A 14,764-nucleotide genomic window follows, 5' to 3' on the forward strand; every position below is an offset into this window, starting at 1 on the left:
CCTAACCGATCAATCCAGCCATTACAGTCGTTATACACAAACCCATACAGGTTCTCCCCTCCCCGTTCTTCAATAGGGTCTCTACTTGGCCACCTGCCCGTCACCGGGTCATAGTAACGATATCCGTAGTAGTAAAGACCAGTGGCTGGATCCTGAGGCTTGGTGCTGAAACGGTAGGTGAAGTTGGAGACTGTTCCGCCCGTCGTCAAATTTCCGAAGGGATCATACTCGTTGTGTTCGCTTACCGCTCCGGTTTCATCCAAATATTCGCTGACATTGCCGTTGCCGTCGTAGGTGGGATAATGGGTAGCGGAGACACTGCCCCCCGAAATCCCATTTTGAGCCAAAAGCCCACCCACTCCTCCGGCTCCCTGCAAGCTACCGCTCACATCGAGCCCCCAGAGATAGGTCTTGGCGAGGACTGGAGGATTGCTGAACAGTTGCGAGTACTCAGCCACGCAGTTCCAACCATCATAAGTGTAGTAAGTGGAGGTTGTCATACCACTGGACACTTCGCTTCGTTTGATGCGACGGCCCAGATAGTCGTAGTCATAATCAATGCGAGCGCCCCCATTGGGCATTTGCACTGAGATGAGACGATTTTCTGCATCCCAGGTCAAAGAGGCCAGACTGCCAATGGACTTGGGCATCGGGTAGGCGGTGGCATTGCCATCGTCGTCATAGACGGGGCTCACGCTGAGGCCTTGCTGCACCACGGTTGTGTATTGGTTGAGGTCGTCCGGGGTGTAAGTCGTGGTGGTTGCCTGCGGGGGATCCGAGATTTGAGTCTGCGAGATCTCAGAAGCCAAGCGGTTGCCGATAGCATCATACTGATAGGCGCGATCTTGGGCGACACTGGAGTGGTCGGCCTTGATCACTTGACCGAGGGCATCATACTCCCAAGCCAGAGTCGGAGTGCCAGAAAAGGCGCTCCCGCTGTGGGTGACCCCAGTGCGCTGACCGATGGCATTCACGGTGTAATCATACTCCGAAACAAGACTGCTGCCAGCATTTTTGACGTTAGCCTTGGTGTCGAGCACGTTACGGTCGCTTTCCCAAGTATTGGTCACGGTGTGGACCGGACCCGCCACTTCGGCGATGAGGCTGTAGGAATCATCCTCATAAGTGTAAGTGAAGTCGGCACTCCCTTGGGGTACTCCCGAGGAGAGGGTGGGGTTATGCCAGACCCGATTGAGGCGGCCACCGGTGTCGTAATCGTAGCCTACCTTGTGATCGCTTCCAAGCTGAATGGATTGAGGGCGATGGTATTCATCATAATTCCGGGTGAGGGTTCTTGGTAGGGAGATGTCTTGATTCAAGTGCTCCTCTTCTACCCTTTGAGTGGCAGAATAATAGTCATACTGTGCGTGGAGAACGCCATCTCTCTCGACAGTCTCGAGTCGGCCAAATTCATCATAAGTGTAGTCTAGATCGGGGGTGGTATAGCCGTTGTTCTCGTTGTCGTAGCTGACGCTGGTCAGCTGGCCATCAGTATAGCCATAGGTGGTGACCACGCCCCGGTCCCAGGTTCGGGTCAAAAGTCGTCCGCCATCGGTGTAGCTGTAGTCCACACCTTTGTCCTCGGCATCACGCTTCTTGAGCAACCAACCTCGCTGAGAATCGTAAGTCCAGGTCGTGGTTTGGGAATGACCGGCAGGAGCAACGGCGGGAAGAGCGTCTGGATCGAGCGTGGGGGCCTCGGTGTAGGTGTGGAGGTATTTGAGACGGTTTTGACCGTCGTAATCATACCAGCGAGGATAGGTTTGGTCCCCCCACTGGGCCTTCACCTGCCCACTAGGATAGTATGCGGTATGAGTGATATTATCATGGGTCACTCCTCCGGAAGAGGTGTCTGGCGCATCCACCTTGATGCGACGACCGAGGGCATCATATTGGTAGGAAGTCGTATGACCCGCGGAATCCGTCATTGAAACGAGGGAACCATTGTCCAGATAGTCCCCCATCGTAGAGGTCCCTACCCGGGAGTCAGTCATCGAGGAGACACGGCCAAGAAGATCGTAAGTGTAGCTGACGCTCGCGATGAGATTGGCAGGAGAACTGTTGTCATAGGATTTGCTTTCTTGAAGAAGGCCATCCACGTAAGATTGCTCGGTTTTTTGGCCTTCTGCACTTGTGTTCGTCACCGTCCAGGAGCCAGGAGTCTCGGACTAACCCCGTCTGCCCCGACCGCTGGTTCAAGGACAGTGCTGGATGTGGGTGGCCCGTGCATTGAAACGTCGTGAGATAAAAGCAGAGCCAAGCCGCCCAAGCTGCAGCCCCTTCCCGAAGAGGCTCGTTGGGCAGCGAAAAAAAATGGCACGGTCAACGCGGTGGATTGTTCCTTCCCGGCTTCGCTGGCATGCGGGACTTTTTCTTTGGCTTCAAGGGTCGGGCTGGTAAAGAGCTGGCGAGAGCGGCTCGCGCCGCCGCCGGCCACCTGACCAGCCCTATGATCAAACCTCTCCTCCTCGCCGCCCGTCCCAAGACCCTCCCTGCCGCGATTGTGCCCGTGTGGGCGGGATGTGTGCTGGCGTGGAAGGTGACGGGGCAATTCAGTTGGCTGCTCGCCCTGGCCACGGTGACCAGCGCCCTGTGTATCCAGATAGCGACCAATTTCTTCAACGATGCCATTGACGAGGCCAAGGGGGCAGACACGGCGGCCCGGCTGGGGCCCACCCGGGTCACGGCCAGCGGGCTTCTTTCCCGGCGCACGGTTTACTTCCTGGCTGGGGTTTTTCTGCTTTTGGCGGCAGTAGCGGCCGGGCCTCTCATCGCCGCTCGCGGCTGGGTCATTCTCGCCATCGGTCTTCCCAGTCTCTTCCTGGCCTATGGCTACACCGGGGGGCCTTTTCCCCTCGCTTACCGGGGTCTGGGCGAGCTCTTCGTCATCCTTTTCTTTGGCCTCATCGCTGTCACGGGCACGGTTTTCGTGCAGACGGGGCTTTTTCTTCCCCAGGCTCTCTGGCTGGGACTGACGGTGGGCTGCCTCTCCGCTGTCCTCATCACGATCAACAATCTGCGGGATGTGGAGGAGGATAGCCAGTCGGGCAAAAAGACTCTTGCGGTGCGTTGGGGCTATGAAAAAGCGGCCAATCTGTTGCGCTACGAGTATCTGGTCGCCATTGTGGCCTTCTATCTCGCACAAGGGAAACCCGGCTTTGCGGATGTCTTTTTCGTCATTCTGATTCTGGCGCTACCGGCCATCCGGGTGGTGAGCGCAGTGAAGGAGTTGGGCCCCTCTCCGGAGCTGAACGGCCAGCTGGCCAAGGCCGGGATCCACCTCCTTGTCTTTGCCCTGGCGTGGAATTTGCAGGCCTTTTTCAGCCGAATGGGCTAAAGAGCCCGCGATGAAACTTTTCCCTCTGCTTCTCGCCCTCCCCAGTCTCTTCTTTGCGGCCTGCGGAGGCGGCTATCGCAGCACCCTGCACGACTCTGCGGACTGGAAGGCCTATCGGGCCGATCGCGAGCGCGCCCTCCCGGAGGTGACCCTGCCGGTGGGTGAGCGGACCCTCGCCTTCGAGCACAAAATGAGCCTGATCCCCATGCCCGGCGGCTTCAATGGCACTTTGCTTCCGGAGAATCCACGTTTGGTGCATGTCGAATACAAGGTCTCGGGGGCCAACTCACGCACTTATCTCACTGGCCTGCGGCCCGGGCGCACCCGGGTCTTTCTAGTCAACGGAATGGCCCACGGCGGTCGGCTGAATGGGCAACTGGAGGGCGAGGAGTCTGCTCTTTCGCCAATCATTTCCCCCTACACGCCGTCCTACCAGCTGCGGGTGACTGCCGACTAGAAACTGAGATTCAGCCAGGCCCCGAGGACGACGGCATCATCGATGTGGCCCGTTCCTCCCGGATTCTGAATGTATTGTAGCGAGGGCTGAAAGTAGACGGCCGGGGTCAGCTGAAAGCGGTGACCCAGCTCGTAAACCATCTCGTAGTCCACGTCTTCCCCAATGGCATCTCCGTACTCGTCACTGAGCTGGCCATAGGTAGCGAAGAAGAAGGTGCGGTCGGCTTCGCGGCCTGGGAAGAGGCCCGCGTAGTTGAGCCCGGCGCTAAGCTGCCACGGGGTGAGAGCGACCTCGTCCTGGGGAGAGTAGGTGGCAAGGGCGAAGGCGGTGAGACCCGGCGCAATCTCGCCCTCGGCATGGAGGTAGGCCCGAAAGAGGAAATCGCGCTCTCCCCCATCGAAGCGTTCAAAATCGCGGAAAGAACCAATCACGCCGCCGAAGATGCGGGTTCCGGGCTGGCTGCGCGGAGTCCAGTCATATTGCGCCAGCACGGAGATACCATCGTCATTGCCGAAGCTGAAGTCGGCTCCATGCTTGCGGTAGTCCCACTGATCGGGTCCGGTCTGATAGGCTCCGAGCTGGAATTTGTGCTCCTCGTCGGGAGTGTATTTCAGCCGTGCGCCCCACACCGGATACGGAAAGGAGGTGAGCGAGCTCTCCAGCAGGGTCGCGCGGATGGGTCCATTGATGGCGGTGCTGAGGGAATAGCCGAAGAGTGAAGACTTCGTGAAATCGGTATCCGCCGAGACCCGACCGAACTTGAGCGACCAGTCGTCACCGAATTCTTTCTCAATAAAGAGCTGGTAAAGATAGCTGACCTGACCGCCGTAGATAGTCATGGGGTCATAGATGCCACCCACGGAATCGCTCAGGGTGTTGCCGTGCCGATTGACCATGGAGACCTTCATGGTAGTGCCCTCCCAGCCCCAAAGCGTCTCCAGATCCAAATCGACCCCTGCGTAGACCTGTCCCACAAAGTCCTCGTCATGGCGGATCCCCCCCGAGAGATTGGCGCTGAAAATGGAATCGTAATAGAGGAAGGGAGTGATGCCACTATCCACCAGCTGAGGGCGGAGACCTCCCCAATCGCGGGTGAGATAATCGCCGACATTGAAGTCGTTCTCCGCGCGGAGGGGCTGGGTGAAAACAATCGCTGCCAAGAATGCAGCTGGGAAAGGTGAATGGGTCATGGTTTTCATCGGATTCGGTTTTTTCCAAAACCCCCTCTTCCGAAGGGGTTCACCGGACAGAAAGAGTTCCCACTTCTTCAGGGTTCTCCGCCTGTGGTGAAGACTTTGATAACCTCTCTCCTTCTAATTGAGAACACAAAAACTCACATTACACCCAGACATTGTTTTCATTTTAATTACAAATAAAACAGAGAAAGCTTTTTATGAGCAAGTTGGGACTCCAAAACGAACTCACCTCCCGTGACGGCACGCAAGCAACTCTTGATCCGTGCAAGGAAAAGAAATGAACAAGGAAGACGGGCAGGCCCCCAAAAAAAAGCCGCCTCCAGAGAGACGGCTTTTTGCAGAAAAGAGAAAGGACTCGAAACTTACATCGAGAGCTGGGGACGACCGGGCTCGGGCCAGTCGATGTGGAAGAACTCGCCCCGGGGCTTGTCGACGCGCTCGTAGGTGTGGGCACCGAAGTAGTCACGCTGGGCTTGCAGGAGGTTGGCGGGCAAGCGCTCGCTACGGTAGCTGTCGTAATAGGCAAGGGCCGAAGAGAAGGCCGGGATGGGCACACCGTGAAGAGCGGCAGCGGCCACCACCTTGCGCCAGTTGGCCTCACAACGCTCGATCTCGCTCTTGAAGAAGGGATCGAGGAGGAGGTTGGCGAGGTTCTCATCGCGCTGATAGGCTTCGAAAATCTTCTGCAAGAAGGCGGCACGAATGATGCAGCCACCCCGCCAGATCATGGAAATCTCACCGAAGTTGAGTTTCCAGTCATACTCGTTCTGAGCCTCGCGCATGAGCTGGAAGCCTTGGGCGTAGGAACAAATCTTGGAGCAGTAAAGGGCATCGTGGATGGCCTGGACGAACTCGTCCTTGTCGCCATCGAAGCCGGGCACGTTGGCGGAGAGAATCTTGGAGGCCTCCACACGCTCTTCTTTCACGGCGGAAATGCAGCGAGCGAAAACGGCCTCGGCGATGAGAGGAGCGGAGATGCCCATATCGAGAGCGTTGACCGCGGTCCACTTGCCGGTGCCTTTCTGGCCAGCGGTGTCGAGGACGATGTCGACAAAAGGCTTGCCGGTCTCGGGGTCGTCCTGCTGGAGGATGTCGGCGGTGATTTCGATGAGGAAGGAGTCGAGAACACCTTGGTTCCACTCGCCGAAGACCTCACCCATTTCCTTGGGCTCCATGCCGAGGAGGCTGCCCATGAGCTGGTAGCCTTCGCAGATCATCTGCATGTCGCCGTATTCGATGCCGTTGTGGACCATCTTGACGTAGTGGCCCGCGCCATTTTCACCGATGTAGGTGGTGCAGGAGACACCACCTTCGACGGGCTTGCCAGGAGCAGCACCCTCGATGGGCTTGCCGGTCTCCATGTCCACCTTGGCGGCGATGGCTTCCCAGATGGGCTTGAGCTCGTTCCAAGCGGACTCCTTGCCGCCGGGCATGAGAGAGGGGCCGAAGCGGGCGCCTTCTTCGCCACCGGAAACGCCGGAACCCACGAAGCGGAACCCTTTTTCGTTCAGCTCCTTCTCGCGACGAATGGTGTCGGTCCAAAGAGCGTTGCCACCGTCGATGATAATGTCGTCTTTGTCGAGGAGTTCGGTGAGACCGTCGATGACCGCGTCAGTGGCGCGGCCCGCTTGCACGAGGATGATCACCTTGCGAGGACGCTCGAGAGACTCCACGAATTCTTCCAAAGTCTGGGATCCAACCAAACCACCAGGGGTGTCGGGATTTTCCGCGATGAAGGCATCCGTCTTGGAAGTCGTGCGGTTGTAAACTGAAATCTGAAACCCGTGGTCGGCGATGTTGAGGGCGAGGTTTTGCCCCATCACTGCCAAGCCAATCAATCCAATGTCTGATTTTTTATCTGCCATATCGCGTATTTGCTGCGAGAAGGGCTATAGAGGGAGGATTCCTTGGCGGCAAGTGTGGAATGAAGCGGGATTGTTCATGCTTGCGATGAATGGCTTTCCCCCAACTCTCCAGCGGCAGGAGAGCCGGGCCCAGGCCGATGGTCTTGAGGCTGGCTTAGAAGCCTCCACCCGCGAAACCGCCCAAGAGAACCACCCCGGTCTCCAGCTTGGACTCCCCTGCTGCGGTTCCCACGCCCACGCTGGCGTAGTCGTCCTTCAGCCATTCGCGCTGGGCAGGCTGGTTGGCCCAAAAGTCCATCAGCTTTTTGCCAAACTCTGGCCCACTGCGCGCGGTGCCGGCGAGGGTCAGCATGCGCTCATACCCGGTCTCGAGACGGTTATCGACATAACCTTGGCCACTGCTTGCCCGGCGCTTGGCATCGGTGCGGGCCAGCTCGGTCAGACTGGCACTCGGAGTGAGGGCTTTTTTGCCATGACTGCTGCGGTAGTTATTGATTGCAGTCAAGAGATCGCGCTCGGCAGGAGTGAGTTCAGCAACCGGGACCGCGCGCGAACCACAGGAAGCGAGGAGGCAAGAAACCATAGCCAAAAGAAGGAGGGAAGATGCTTGTTTCATCACCTGATAATTTATAAAAATCCTCGCTTAAACAAGAAAACTCTTGGGAAAAATCGGTCGCAGCGGCTCCCTGGGCTTACCCAGTCTCCGGCTTTCCGCACAAAGCCGGAGACTGGGTGTTGTCTCATCCCAAGAGAGGGGTTAGAAATCGACGGCCTGCTGCTAGGAAGGAGATTGCGGAGGAAAGGCGGGGAGGAAGGGCAGCTTGAGGGCCGGGGGCCACCAGGAGAGACCGCCACTCAGGCCGAGAGCATTCACGGTCAACCCTTCTTTCAGCCCCAGGGTCAGGCCCAGAAGATAGCCTTGGACCTCGAAACCGGTGCCTCCGGCGGTGGGGCCAAGGGAGAGGCGATAATCCTTTCCCACCGCATTGTGATCGAGAACGGCGGCCAAGCCCGGAGTCTGGTGGACCAGCCCCTGCGCGAAGGTGTTGCTATTCGGCCCGGGCCATGCCCGGTAAGGGCCGGGCCGGGAGTTGGCCGCATACTCCCGGATCGCGGCGAAGGTCTCCGGGGTAGCTTGGGAGGTCTGGGAGAGAATACGGACTTTTTCCCCCCAGCGCTCGCCAGCGGACTCCTGCCCGGCTGCGAGAGAACGGTGGACCACCCCGCTGCGGGCGTTGACCACCTCCACCCGTTGCCACGGAGCCTGCTGCGACTCGCGATAGTCGAGGAAGGTGTGGCGGGCGAAGCGGGTATACCAAGGTTGCCCTTGGGGGAGAGGCACATCTTTCACCACCAGCAAGGCGGCGGGATCGAGCCCTCCACTGTGGCAGGAAGTCACTGCGGCACATCCCAAAAGCAAGAGGGCTCGAACCAATATCATCATCCTATTGGAATTGATAGAAAGCAGATCACAAACCAAAACATCCCCTTAGGGCCCCACGGTGCGCACCACCTTGAAGAAGCGCGGTCCGGCGGCCGGAGCCACCACGAGGTGGGCCCGGCGGTCCTCGCCCGCTCTCTCGGTGCCACCCACCGGGACAAACTCGTCCAGGTCAGTGGACTCATACAAGGTGTAGAAGAGGCCGCGATGCTGGTTCCACGAGATTTCCATCGAGCCGTCTTCCCGTGCCACTACCTGGATAGGCACCTCTTCGGTGGCAATGGTGCCATTGTAATATTTCTTTGCCAATTCCCAAGCCGCGAGGCCGCACCGGGAGCCCATGATGCGCCCGGGGCCATCGTCGGGAGCCACGTGGATTCCTCCGTAGAGACGGGAGATCCCCGCCTGATCGGCAGCATCATAGTAGGTCCCCCACTGCAGGGTGATATCCTCGCTGGGACCATACTCGAAATGAAGGGAACCCGCCGTGACGGTTTGCGAACCCATCCCTCCCGGGAAAAAGGGGCTTCCCGTCATCAAGGTCAAGACCTCCGCCGCGGATCGGCTGAAACCACTATGCCCGGAAACATAGCCGGCGAAGGCCGGAGTGACGAAGGTGGAGCGCTGATAGGGCATCCAGTCTTCTGCCAGGATCCACTCCGCCCCGCTGTGTTCGCTGGCCGGATTGTCCGGCTCCCCGGGCCAGCAGTAGATGGCGGTTTTGCCAATATGAAATCCCAGGTGGGCATGGCGTTCCAAGGGACGGGTCGACTCCACCGTGACCTGCTCGATCAAGCCAGGCACCAGCGGGAGCTCATTGTTTTGCCCCAGGAAGCGAATGCTGGAAATGGGCCTGATGTAGTCGTAGTGGCGTTTACAGCCCCAAATGGCTACGGCCACGTCATGGAGAGCCCCATTGAGGGCAAAATACATCTTCACATCCCACTCCAGGGGCTCCAGCAGCGGGCCGGTCCCTCCCAGGCGGGGTTCGAAGTCGGGGTGGTCCACGACCTGGTTGGCGAGGGTGTTCCAGTGTCCCGGAGGAGTCTCGGAGGCCGGGCCATCGGCCCAGAACTCCGCCATCACGCGCCCAAAGTCCCCGCGCTTGACCAGGTTGCTTTCGTAGGCCTCGCCCGTCGCCGGATTGATGGCGTGCCCCGTTCCGTCATTTTGCCCGAGGGAATTGTTTCCGTAAGCTCCCGGCGAGATATCCTTCATCACCCCGTCATCGGGATCCAGCCAGGAGCTGAAGCGGATCACCTCCACGTTGTTCTCCTTGTATTGGGCCTCTCCCTCTCCGCCATACAGAGGCGGGGTGCCGGGATCGAAGGCAAGAGCTTCGTCCTCACCGAGGTGGAGAGCAAAGGAGCGCACCGGGCCCCAATGGGAAGCCACGAAGCTCTGCACCTTGTCCGCAATGATTCCGTTTTGGGTGCGCCGGGAATCAAAAGCGAGAGGTTGCCAACGGTTGGGATCGGAGAGTTCGGTGCCCGACTCGGAGAGAATGAGAGGGGAATTGACCGGAAAATAGGTCGGATCATTGTATCCTTGGCTTTCGCGGGAGTCATCGCTGGCGACAAAAGCCAGCAAGGTGTCCGCCACCCGGTTGCCGACGGCGGCGGGGCTGGGGCCGGCGGTGGAGGTATTGGCTGGGGAATAGCCCAGGGCAGTCATTTCGGCATCAAAGGCAGCTTTGGCGGCTGTCGCGGCATCGTTCGGGGTATTGGGATGGGGGGTGGTGAAGTAGCGTTTGACCAGGATGCGGTAGGCCGCGTAGCTGACGGCCTCGTCGCGGGCGGCGGCCAGCGTGCTTCCGGCCGGCACCTCCGCCCATTCGTTGTGCGCGTAGCCGATGGCGGCCGGATCGTAGGCAGCCCAAGCATCATACATAGCTGCCGAGAGGTGAAAGAGATTGCGGGCGTGGACGGGAGGATCGGGAAAGGCGGTGCGAATGGCGGCGAGATTCTGCTCATTCCACTCCCGAGCCACCGTTTCGGCAGAGAGAGATGAGCAGAAAACGCTTCCCAAGCCTAAAGAAAGCGCGAACGAGTTGAATGAGAGAGGAAGGAGTTTTTTCATACCGAAGGCATCATTGAGATAACGGAAGCCCCTCCTTTTGACGAGAAGAAGAAGGCTCCCCTGGCCAACTCCAACCGCAGTGGACGGGCGCAAATTCCAAATTGCCGCGCTTCTTTTCGACGGTCTTGCCTCCTTTTCGCTTTCGCATCGCGGCCGGCAAGCCAATCTTCCGGTCGTGACTCGTCTCTCCCTCCTTCTTTTTGCCAGCCTGGGTCTCGCTGCTTGCAGCCCGTCGCCCTCGGTGGCACCGCCACCTCCCCTCCCACCGGCGGCGGCCCCGGTCCGCGCGGCCCCTTCGCCAGCCCCGACCAGCTCCCGTCCCCCAGTGGCCGCAGAGGAGCCCGAGGCAAAAATGACGGGCGCGCCCCCGGCTCGGGAAGCCACTTCTCCGGCCCCCAACCCCCTGCAAGTGCAGGAAGTCACTATCGCGGGGGAGCGGCTCACCGTGCTGAGCTTCGACAGCCGGAGTCACCGGCTCGAGGTGGTGGACCAGCCCGCCTTGGGGAGTCGCTACCAAAGGGCCTCCCAAGTCAGCGCCGCCCAAGGAGCTCTCGCAACCATCAACGGCGGTTTCTTCACCCCCGAAGGACAGCCCTTGGGACTCCTTTACCACCAGGGCAAGAGGACAGGCTCCCTCAACACCGCCTCCTCGCTAGGGAGTGGCGTGGTGGTAACGGGCGAGAGCGGCCGCTGCCAGATCCTGCGGCGGGAGGATTTCCGGGACCGGGTGGCGGGGGGATGGCGGCCCTTGGAGGCGCTGCAAAGCGGACCATTTCTCCTTGAAAATGGCGAGCCCGTCGCGGGACTCTCCGCCGAGAGCGCCCGCATCCGCTCGCTCGTCCTCTGGGATGGGGGGCACCATTTTGCCCTGGCCCAGAGCGGGCCGCTCACTCTCCGCGATCTTGCTCGGGGGCTCGCCGGGCAACCCCTCGCCAACTTCCGCATTGCCAGCGCTCTCAATCTCGACGGCGGACGCTCCTCCGATTTTCATCTCAGCGCCGCGCTGCCGGGAGGCGAACAATCCCTGCGGCGCTGGTGGAACAAACCCGTGCGCAATTACCTCATTGTGAAAAAGCGCTGAAGGCTCAAGCCGTGAGCACTTTTGCGATCTCCTCCACCGCACTTCCCTCACCCAGGATGCGGGTTTGCCGGGCCAGCTCCTCGCGTCCGGCAGAACCGGGCAGCAATTGGCGAGCGAGAGCGGCCATTTTTTCCCGATCGAGTTCGCTTTCCTGGGCCATGAGGGCCGCACCAGCATCGGCAAAGACCTTGGCATTGGCGGTCTGGTGATCGTCGCTTGCATAGGGGTAAGGGACGAGCAGCGAGGGCATTCCCAAAAAAGCCAGCTCGGTCAAACTGGAAGCTCCCGAGCGACAGATGGCAGCGTCGGCGATGGCGTAGGCAGCGGGCATGTCATCACAGAACCCGATCGCACGGTAGCCCTCCCGCTCCCCTACCAGGCCCTGCACCCGCTCGAGGTCGGTGGGCCCGGTGACATGGAGAATCTGGCAGTCCAGATCGCCACTGGCCTCCACCACCAGGGAATTGAGACCCTGCGCTCCCTGACTCCCCCCGAAGACGAGAAGGGTGGGCCGGTCGGCAGCGAGTCCCCACTTGGTGGCGGCCTCTTCCCGGCTAGGGAGAGTAGCCAGCTCCTTGCGCACGGGAGTGCCCGTCACCACCGTTTCCCGTCCCGCGAAGTAGCTTTGGGCGGGAGCAAGCCCGAGCAGCACCTGGCGGCAATACTTGGCGATCATGATGTTGCTCTTCCCTGGCACGGCATTGGAATCGTGCACGTAGGTGGGCAGACCCAGCTTGTTCCCCGCGTAGCAAGGAGCAAAGGAAGTGAAGCCCCCCATGCCGAGCACGGCTTCCGCCTTTTCCCTGCGCAGGAGCGCCTTGGCCTGGCCAATGGACTTCACCAAGGCGACGAGGAAGGGCAACATGCGGGGAGACAGTGTGGGGGGCTTGGCCACGGCGGGCAGCACCTCGAAGCGCAGATGGCGATACTTCGCCGAGGCCTCGGCATCGACCTTCTTCTCGGAAATGACCAGCACGGGTTCGTGACCCTGGTTCTGGAGTTCCTCCGCGACCGCGATTCCGGGAAAGAGGTGCCCGCCGGTCCCTCCGCATGCAATGACAACTTTCATATCGTGAGGCCTCCCCCATACCGCAGCCTGCCCCAGGGAGCCACCTCCCATTGCATCATAATGGCAGGCATCACCCTGGCAGAGGGCTCACAGCTTGAGGGCAAACTTGCGCTCCTTGGTGCGGGGCAAGGCCGTGGCATCGACGAACACCGCGCGGCGATGCACACTCATCAAGAGCCCAATTGAACAAAGGGTAAAAACGAGCGAGGAACCGCCGTAGCTCAGGAAGGGCAAGGGCAGACCGGTCACGGGAAGAAGGCCGGTCACCACACACATGTTGAGAATTCCCGGGACCACCACCAGCAGAGTCACTCCACAGGCGAGGATTTTCCCCAGATAATCACGGGCATGCAGGGCGATGGCCAGGCCAGTGACGGCGATGATGACAAAGGCAAAGACCGTGCCCAAGGTGCAGATGAGCCCCAATTCTTCCCCGAGAGCAGCGAAAATGAAGTCGGTATGGGCATAGGGCAAAGCTCCGTGCTTCTCGGCACCATATCCCAGCCCGGTGCCAAAGACGCCCCCATTGCCAAAGGCGGTCATGGCGCGGAAGGTGTGCCAGCCCAAGCCCATGCGAATCTCGGGATCGTCCATGTGCATGAAAGCGGTGATACGGGCCCAGCGGATGTCATCGCCGCGCACGAAGAAGAACAAACCCGCCCCGGAGACCAGGGCCGTGGCAAGAAGATACCAGATGCGAGTCCCGGCCAGAAAGAGGACCGCCATCCCCACCACCCCGAGAACCAGGGTCGTGCCCAAGTCCTTTTCAAACAGGATGAGCAGGGCGGGAATACCGAGGAGGACGCCGGGATAGAGAAAGCCACGCAGGAAGCTCCGCGATTCGGCTTGATAGCGGGCAAACCAAGCGGCCAGAGAGAGCACGACAACGGGCTTGGCGATCTCGGAAGGCTGCAACTGGGGAATCCCCGGAAACTGAATCCAGCGGGTCTCGCCATTGGATTCCACCCCAATACCCGGGACGTAGCAGCAAGCCAAGAGGACGCAGGCCCCCGTGAGCAGGTAGGGCCACAGCGCCTGCAAGCGCGCGTAGTCGAAGGCGGCAATTACCCAGGCGGCGAGAGAACCAATCACGAGCCAGAGCAGCTGCCGCTTGACGAGGGCATAGGGGTCGTCCGCGCCTTGCATCTCATCCGCCCAGACGCTGGTGCTGGACAGCATGACCAAGCCCAGCACGATGAGGGCGGCCACTGCCGAAAGGAGGATGAGGGCGCTGTTGCGTGCCATGAAATTAACGAGCCGGGATCGTCAGGGTGGTGCCAATCTTCATGCGCTTGGGGTCCACATGGCCATTGGCGGCGACCAGTTGCTGCACGGAGATGCCATTGCGATTCGCGATGGCCCAGAGAGTATCTCCTTTGCGCACGGTATAGGATTTGGTGGCAGGCTGGGGAGCTGGTTGGGGCGCGGGGGGCGTAGCTTCGACCACTTGCGGCGCGGGCTGGGGCGCGACCAGCGCTTCCTGCACTCCGGGAGCTTCCACGGTGGCAGCCGGAAGGACCGGAGCCTCGGGACGGTTCACCGTGACTTCTTGTTCGACGGGAACCCTCTGCTCGGTGGGAAAGACCTCGACCGGTTGCTCCCCTTCCACGACCTCGAATTCCGGCGGCAAACTGTGGCGGGCGGGCACTTCCTCAATGGGCGGCAATTGCTCGCGCTGAATAGCGGGCGAAGGAGTGTTTTCCACCAACTCGGCGCGGGCCGGGAGTGATTCCTGCTGCGGAGCGGGCTCTGGCTGCGGCACGGGAGGAAGCGGAGGTGGCAAAATCAGAGCATGGCCGAGGCTCAGCGCGGTATTCTCATTCAACCGGCGCAACTCGGCGACATCGACATTGTTGCGGCGGGCGATGCGTTCGTAGGTATCACCAGCTTCCACCCACACCCAGCGATCTTCTTTCGCGATCTTGGGCTTGCTAAGCTGCTCGGTGCGCTGGGTTTGCTTGCTCTTCTCCTCACTGCGGGCCACCGGGCTGCTCTGCACGACCTCATCCTTGTTGGTGCTGCTGTGAATGACGATCGCGATGATGGCCGCCACATGCAGAATGAGAATGACGATGAGCGCCCGGGCCACGCCCAGATTGGGTTCTTCGACGGAGAAGTCTCCGCCCGACGCAGCCGCAGCCACGCGCTGTTTCCGTTTGCGTGTCTTCGCATGGAGGATTCGGAAGCCCTTCTTGGGCCGCCTTTTGGTTTGAAACGCTTTGGTTTTCATAGGTGGTTC

Annotated in this window: 12 protein-coding genes; 3 read left to right on the forward strand and 9 right to left on the reverse strand. The window is 60.2% G+C overall.

The features are described 5' to 3' along the window. A partial coding sequence (locus JIN78_RS14575) for an RHS repeat-associated core domain-containing protein (RefSeq protein ID WP_200392724.1) occupies window positions 1-2,144 on the reverse strand: 2,144 nt, incomplete at its 3' end. A 305-nt stretch (window positions 2,145-2,449) separates the two neighbouring features. Between JIN78_RS14575 and menA the strand changes: the two genes are divergently transcribed. Next, window positions 2,450-3,337 carry a 1,4-dihydroxy-2-naphthoate octaprenyltransferase gene (gene menA, locus JIN78_RS14580; RefSeq protein WP_200392725.1) on the forward strand — a complete coding sequence of 296 codons (888 nt, stop codon included), beginning with the start codon at window positions 2,450-2,452 and terminating at the stop codon, window positions 3,335-3,337. Between the two features lie 10 nt (window positions 3,338-3,347). Next, window positions 3,348-3,794, forward strand: coding sequence for a hypothetical protein (locus JIN78_RS14585; protein ID WP_200392726.1), 447 nt, complete (start codon window positions 3,348-3,350; stop codon window positions 3,792-3,794). Here the strand turns inward: JIN78_RS14585 and JIN78_RS14590 are convergent. The 5 genes from JIN78_RS14590 to JIN78_RS14610 all read right to left on the reverse strand — a co-directional run bounded on the left by JIN78_RS14590 (window position 3,791) and on the right by JIN78_RS14610 (window position 10,285). Beyond that, complete coding sequence (locus tag JIN78_RS14590; protein WP_200392727.1) at window positions 3,791-4,954, reverse strand: carbohydrate porin; 1,164 nt, start codon at window positions 4,952-4,954, stop codon at window positions 3,791-3,793. The genes JIN78_RS14585 and JIN78_RS14590 overlap by 4 nt on opposite strands. A gap of 398 nt (window positions 4,955-5,352) precedes the next feature. After that, a complete protein-coding gene (gene gndA / locus JIN78_RS14595; RefSeq protein WP_200392728.1) occupies window positions 5,353-6,855 on the reverse strand; it encodes an NADP-dependent phosphogluconate dehydrogenase in 1,503 nt (500 codons plus the stop codon). A 154-nt stretch (window positions 6,856-7,009) separates the two neighbouring features. Continuing rightward, a complete protein-coding gene (locus tag JIN78_RS14600) occupies window positions 7,010-7,471 on the reverse strand; it encodes a CAP domain-containing protein (protein ID WP_200392729.1) in 462 nt (153 codons plus the stop codon). 162 nt (window positions 7,472-7,633) lie between these two features. Beyond that, window positions 7,634-8,299: a DUF3750 domain-containing protein gene (locus JIN78_RS14605; RefSeq protein ID WP_200392730.1), complete on the reverse strand. Its 666-nt coding sequence runs from the start codon at window positions 8,297-8,299 to the stop codon at window positions 7,634-7,636. A gap of 45 nt (window positions 8,300-8,344) precedes the next feature. Beyond that, window positions 8,345-10,285, reverse strand: a complete 1,941-nt coding sequence (locus JIN78_RS14610) for a vanadium-dependent haloperoxidase (protein WP_200392731.1) — start codon at window positions 10,283-10,285, stop codon at window positions 8,345-8,347. A gap of 265 nt (window positions 10,286-10,550) precedes the next feature. On the opposite strand from JIN78_RS14610, the gene JIN78_RS14615 reads away from it, so the two are divergent. Next, window positions 10,551-11,456 carry a phosphodiester glycosidase family protein gene (locus tag JIN78_RS14615; protein ID WP_200392732.1) on the forward strand — a complete coding sequence of 302 codons (906 nt, stop codon included), beginning with the start codon at window positions 10,551-10,553 and terminating at the stop codon, window positions 11,454-11,456. Window positions 11,457-11,460: 4 nt separating this feature from the next. Here JIN78_RS14615 and murG read toward each other — a convergent pair whose 3' ends face one another. The 3 genes from murG to JIN78_RS14630 all read right to left on the reverse strand — a co-directional run bounded on the left by murG (window position 11,461) and on the right by JIN78_RS14630 (window position 14,755). Further along, window positions 11,461-12,525, reverse strand: a complete 1,065-nt coding sequence (murG, locus tag JIN78_RS14620) for an undecaprenyldiphospho-muramoylpentapeptide beta-N-acetylglucosaminyltransferase (protein WP_200392733.1) — start codon at window positions 12,523-12,525, stop codon at window positions 11,461-11,463. Window positions 12,526-12,612: 87 nt separating this feature from the next. Beyond that, window positions 12,613-13,770 (reverse strand): FtsW/RodA/SpoVE family cell cycle protein, encoded by a 1,158-nt coding sequence (locus JIN78_RS14625; RefSeq protein WP_200392734.1) that lies wholly within the window; start codon window positions 13,768-13,770, stop codon window positions 12,613-12,615. 4 nt (window positions 13,771-13,774) lie between these two features. Then, window positions 13,775-14,755, reverse strand: a complete 981-nt coding sequence (locus JIN78_RS14630; RefSeq protein WP_200392735.1) for a LysM peptidoglycan-binding domain-containing protein — start codon at window positions 14,753-14,755, stop codon at window positions 13,775-13,777. Window positions 14,756-14,764: the final 9 nt, after the last annotated feature.

This window comes from Roseibacillus ishigakijimensis, assembly GCF_016595415.1.
GTDB classification, from domain to species: domain Bacteria; phylum Verrucomicrobiota; class Verrucomicrobiia; order Verrucomicrobiales; family Akkermansiaceae; genus Roseibacillus; species Roseibacillus ishigakijimensis.

What these genes read in the sequence shown, in the direction of transcription:
- gndA (WP_200392728.1), bottom strand. Translation starts at nt 6,855, where the DNA reads ATGGCAGATAAAAAATCAGACATTGGATTGATTGGCTTGGCAGTGATG.
- JIN78_RS14630 (WP_200392735.1), bottom strand. Translation starts at nt 14,755, where the DNA reads ATGAAAACCAAAGCGTTTCAAACCAAAAGGCGGCCCAAGAAGGGCTTC.
- murG (WP_200392733.1), bottom strand. Translation starts at nt 12,525, where the DNA reads ATGAAAGTTGTCATTGCATGCGGAGGGACCGGCGGGCACCTCTTTCCC.
- JIN78_RS14605 (WP_200392730.1), bottom strand. Translation starts at nt 8,299, where the DNA reads ATGATGATATTGGTTCGAGCCCTCTTGCTTTTGGGATGTGCCGCAGTG.
- JIN78_RS14625 (WP_200392734.1), bottom strand. Translation starts at nt 13,770, where the DNA reads ATGGCACGCAACAGCGCCCTCATCCTCCTTTCGGCAGTGGCCGCCCTC.
- menA (WP_200392725.1), top strand. Translation starts at nt 2,450, where the DNA reads ATGATCAAACCTCTCCTCCTCGCCGCCCGTCCCAAGACCCTCCCTGCC.
- JIN78_RS14585 (WP_200392726.1), top strand. Translation starts at nt 3,348, where the DNA reads ATGAAACTTTTCCCTCTGCTTCTCGCCCTCCCCAGTCTCTTCTTTGCG.
- JIN78_RS14600 (WP_200392729.1), bottom strand. Translation starts at nt 7,471, where the DNA reads ATGAAACAAGCATCTTCCCTCCTTCTTTTGGCTATGGTTTCTTGCCTC.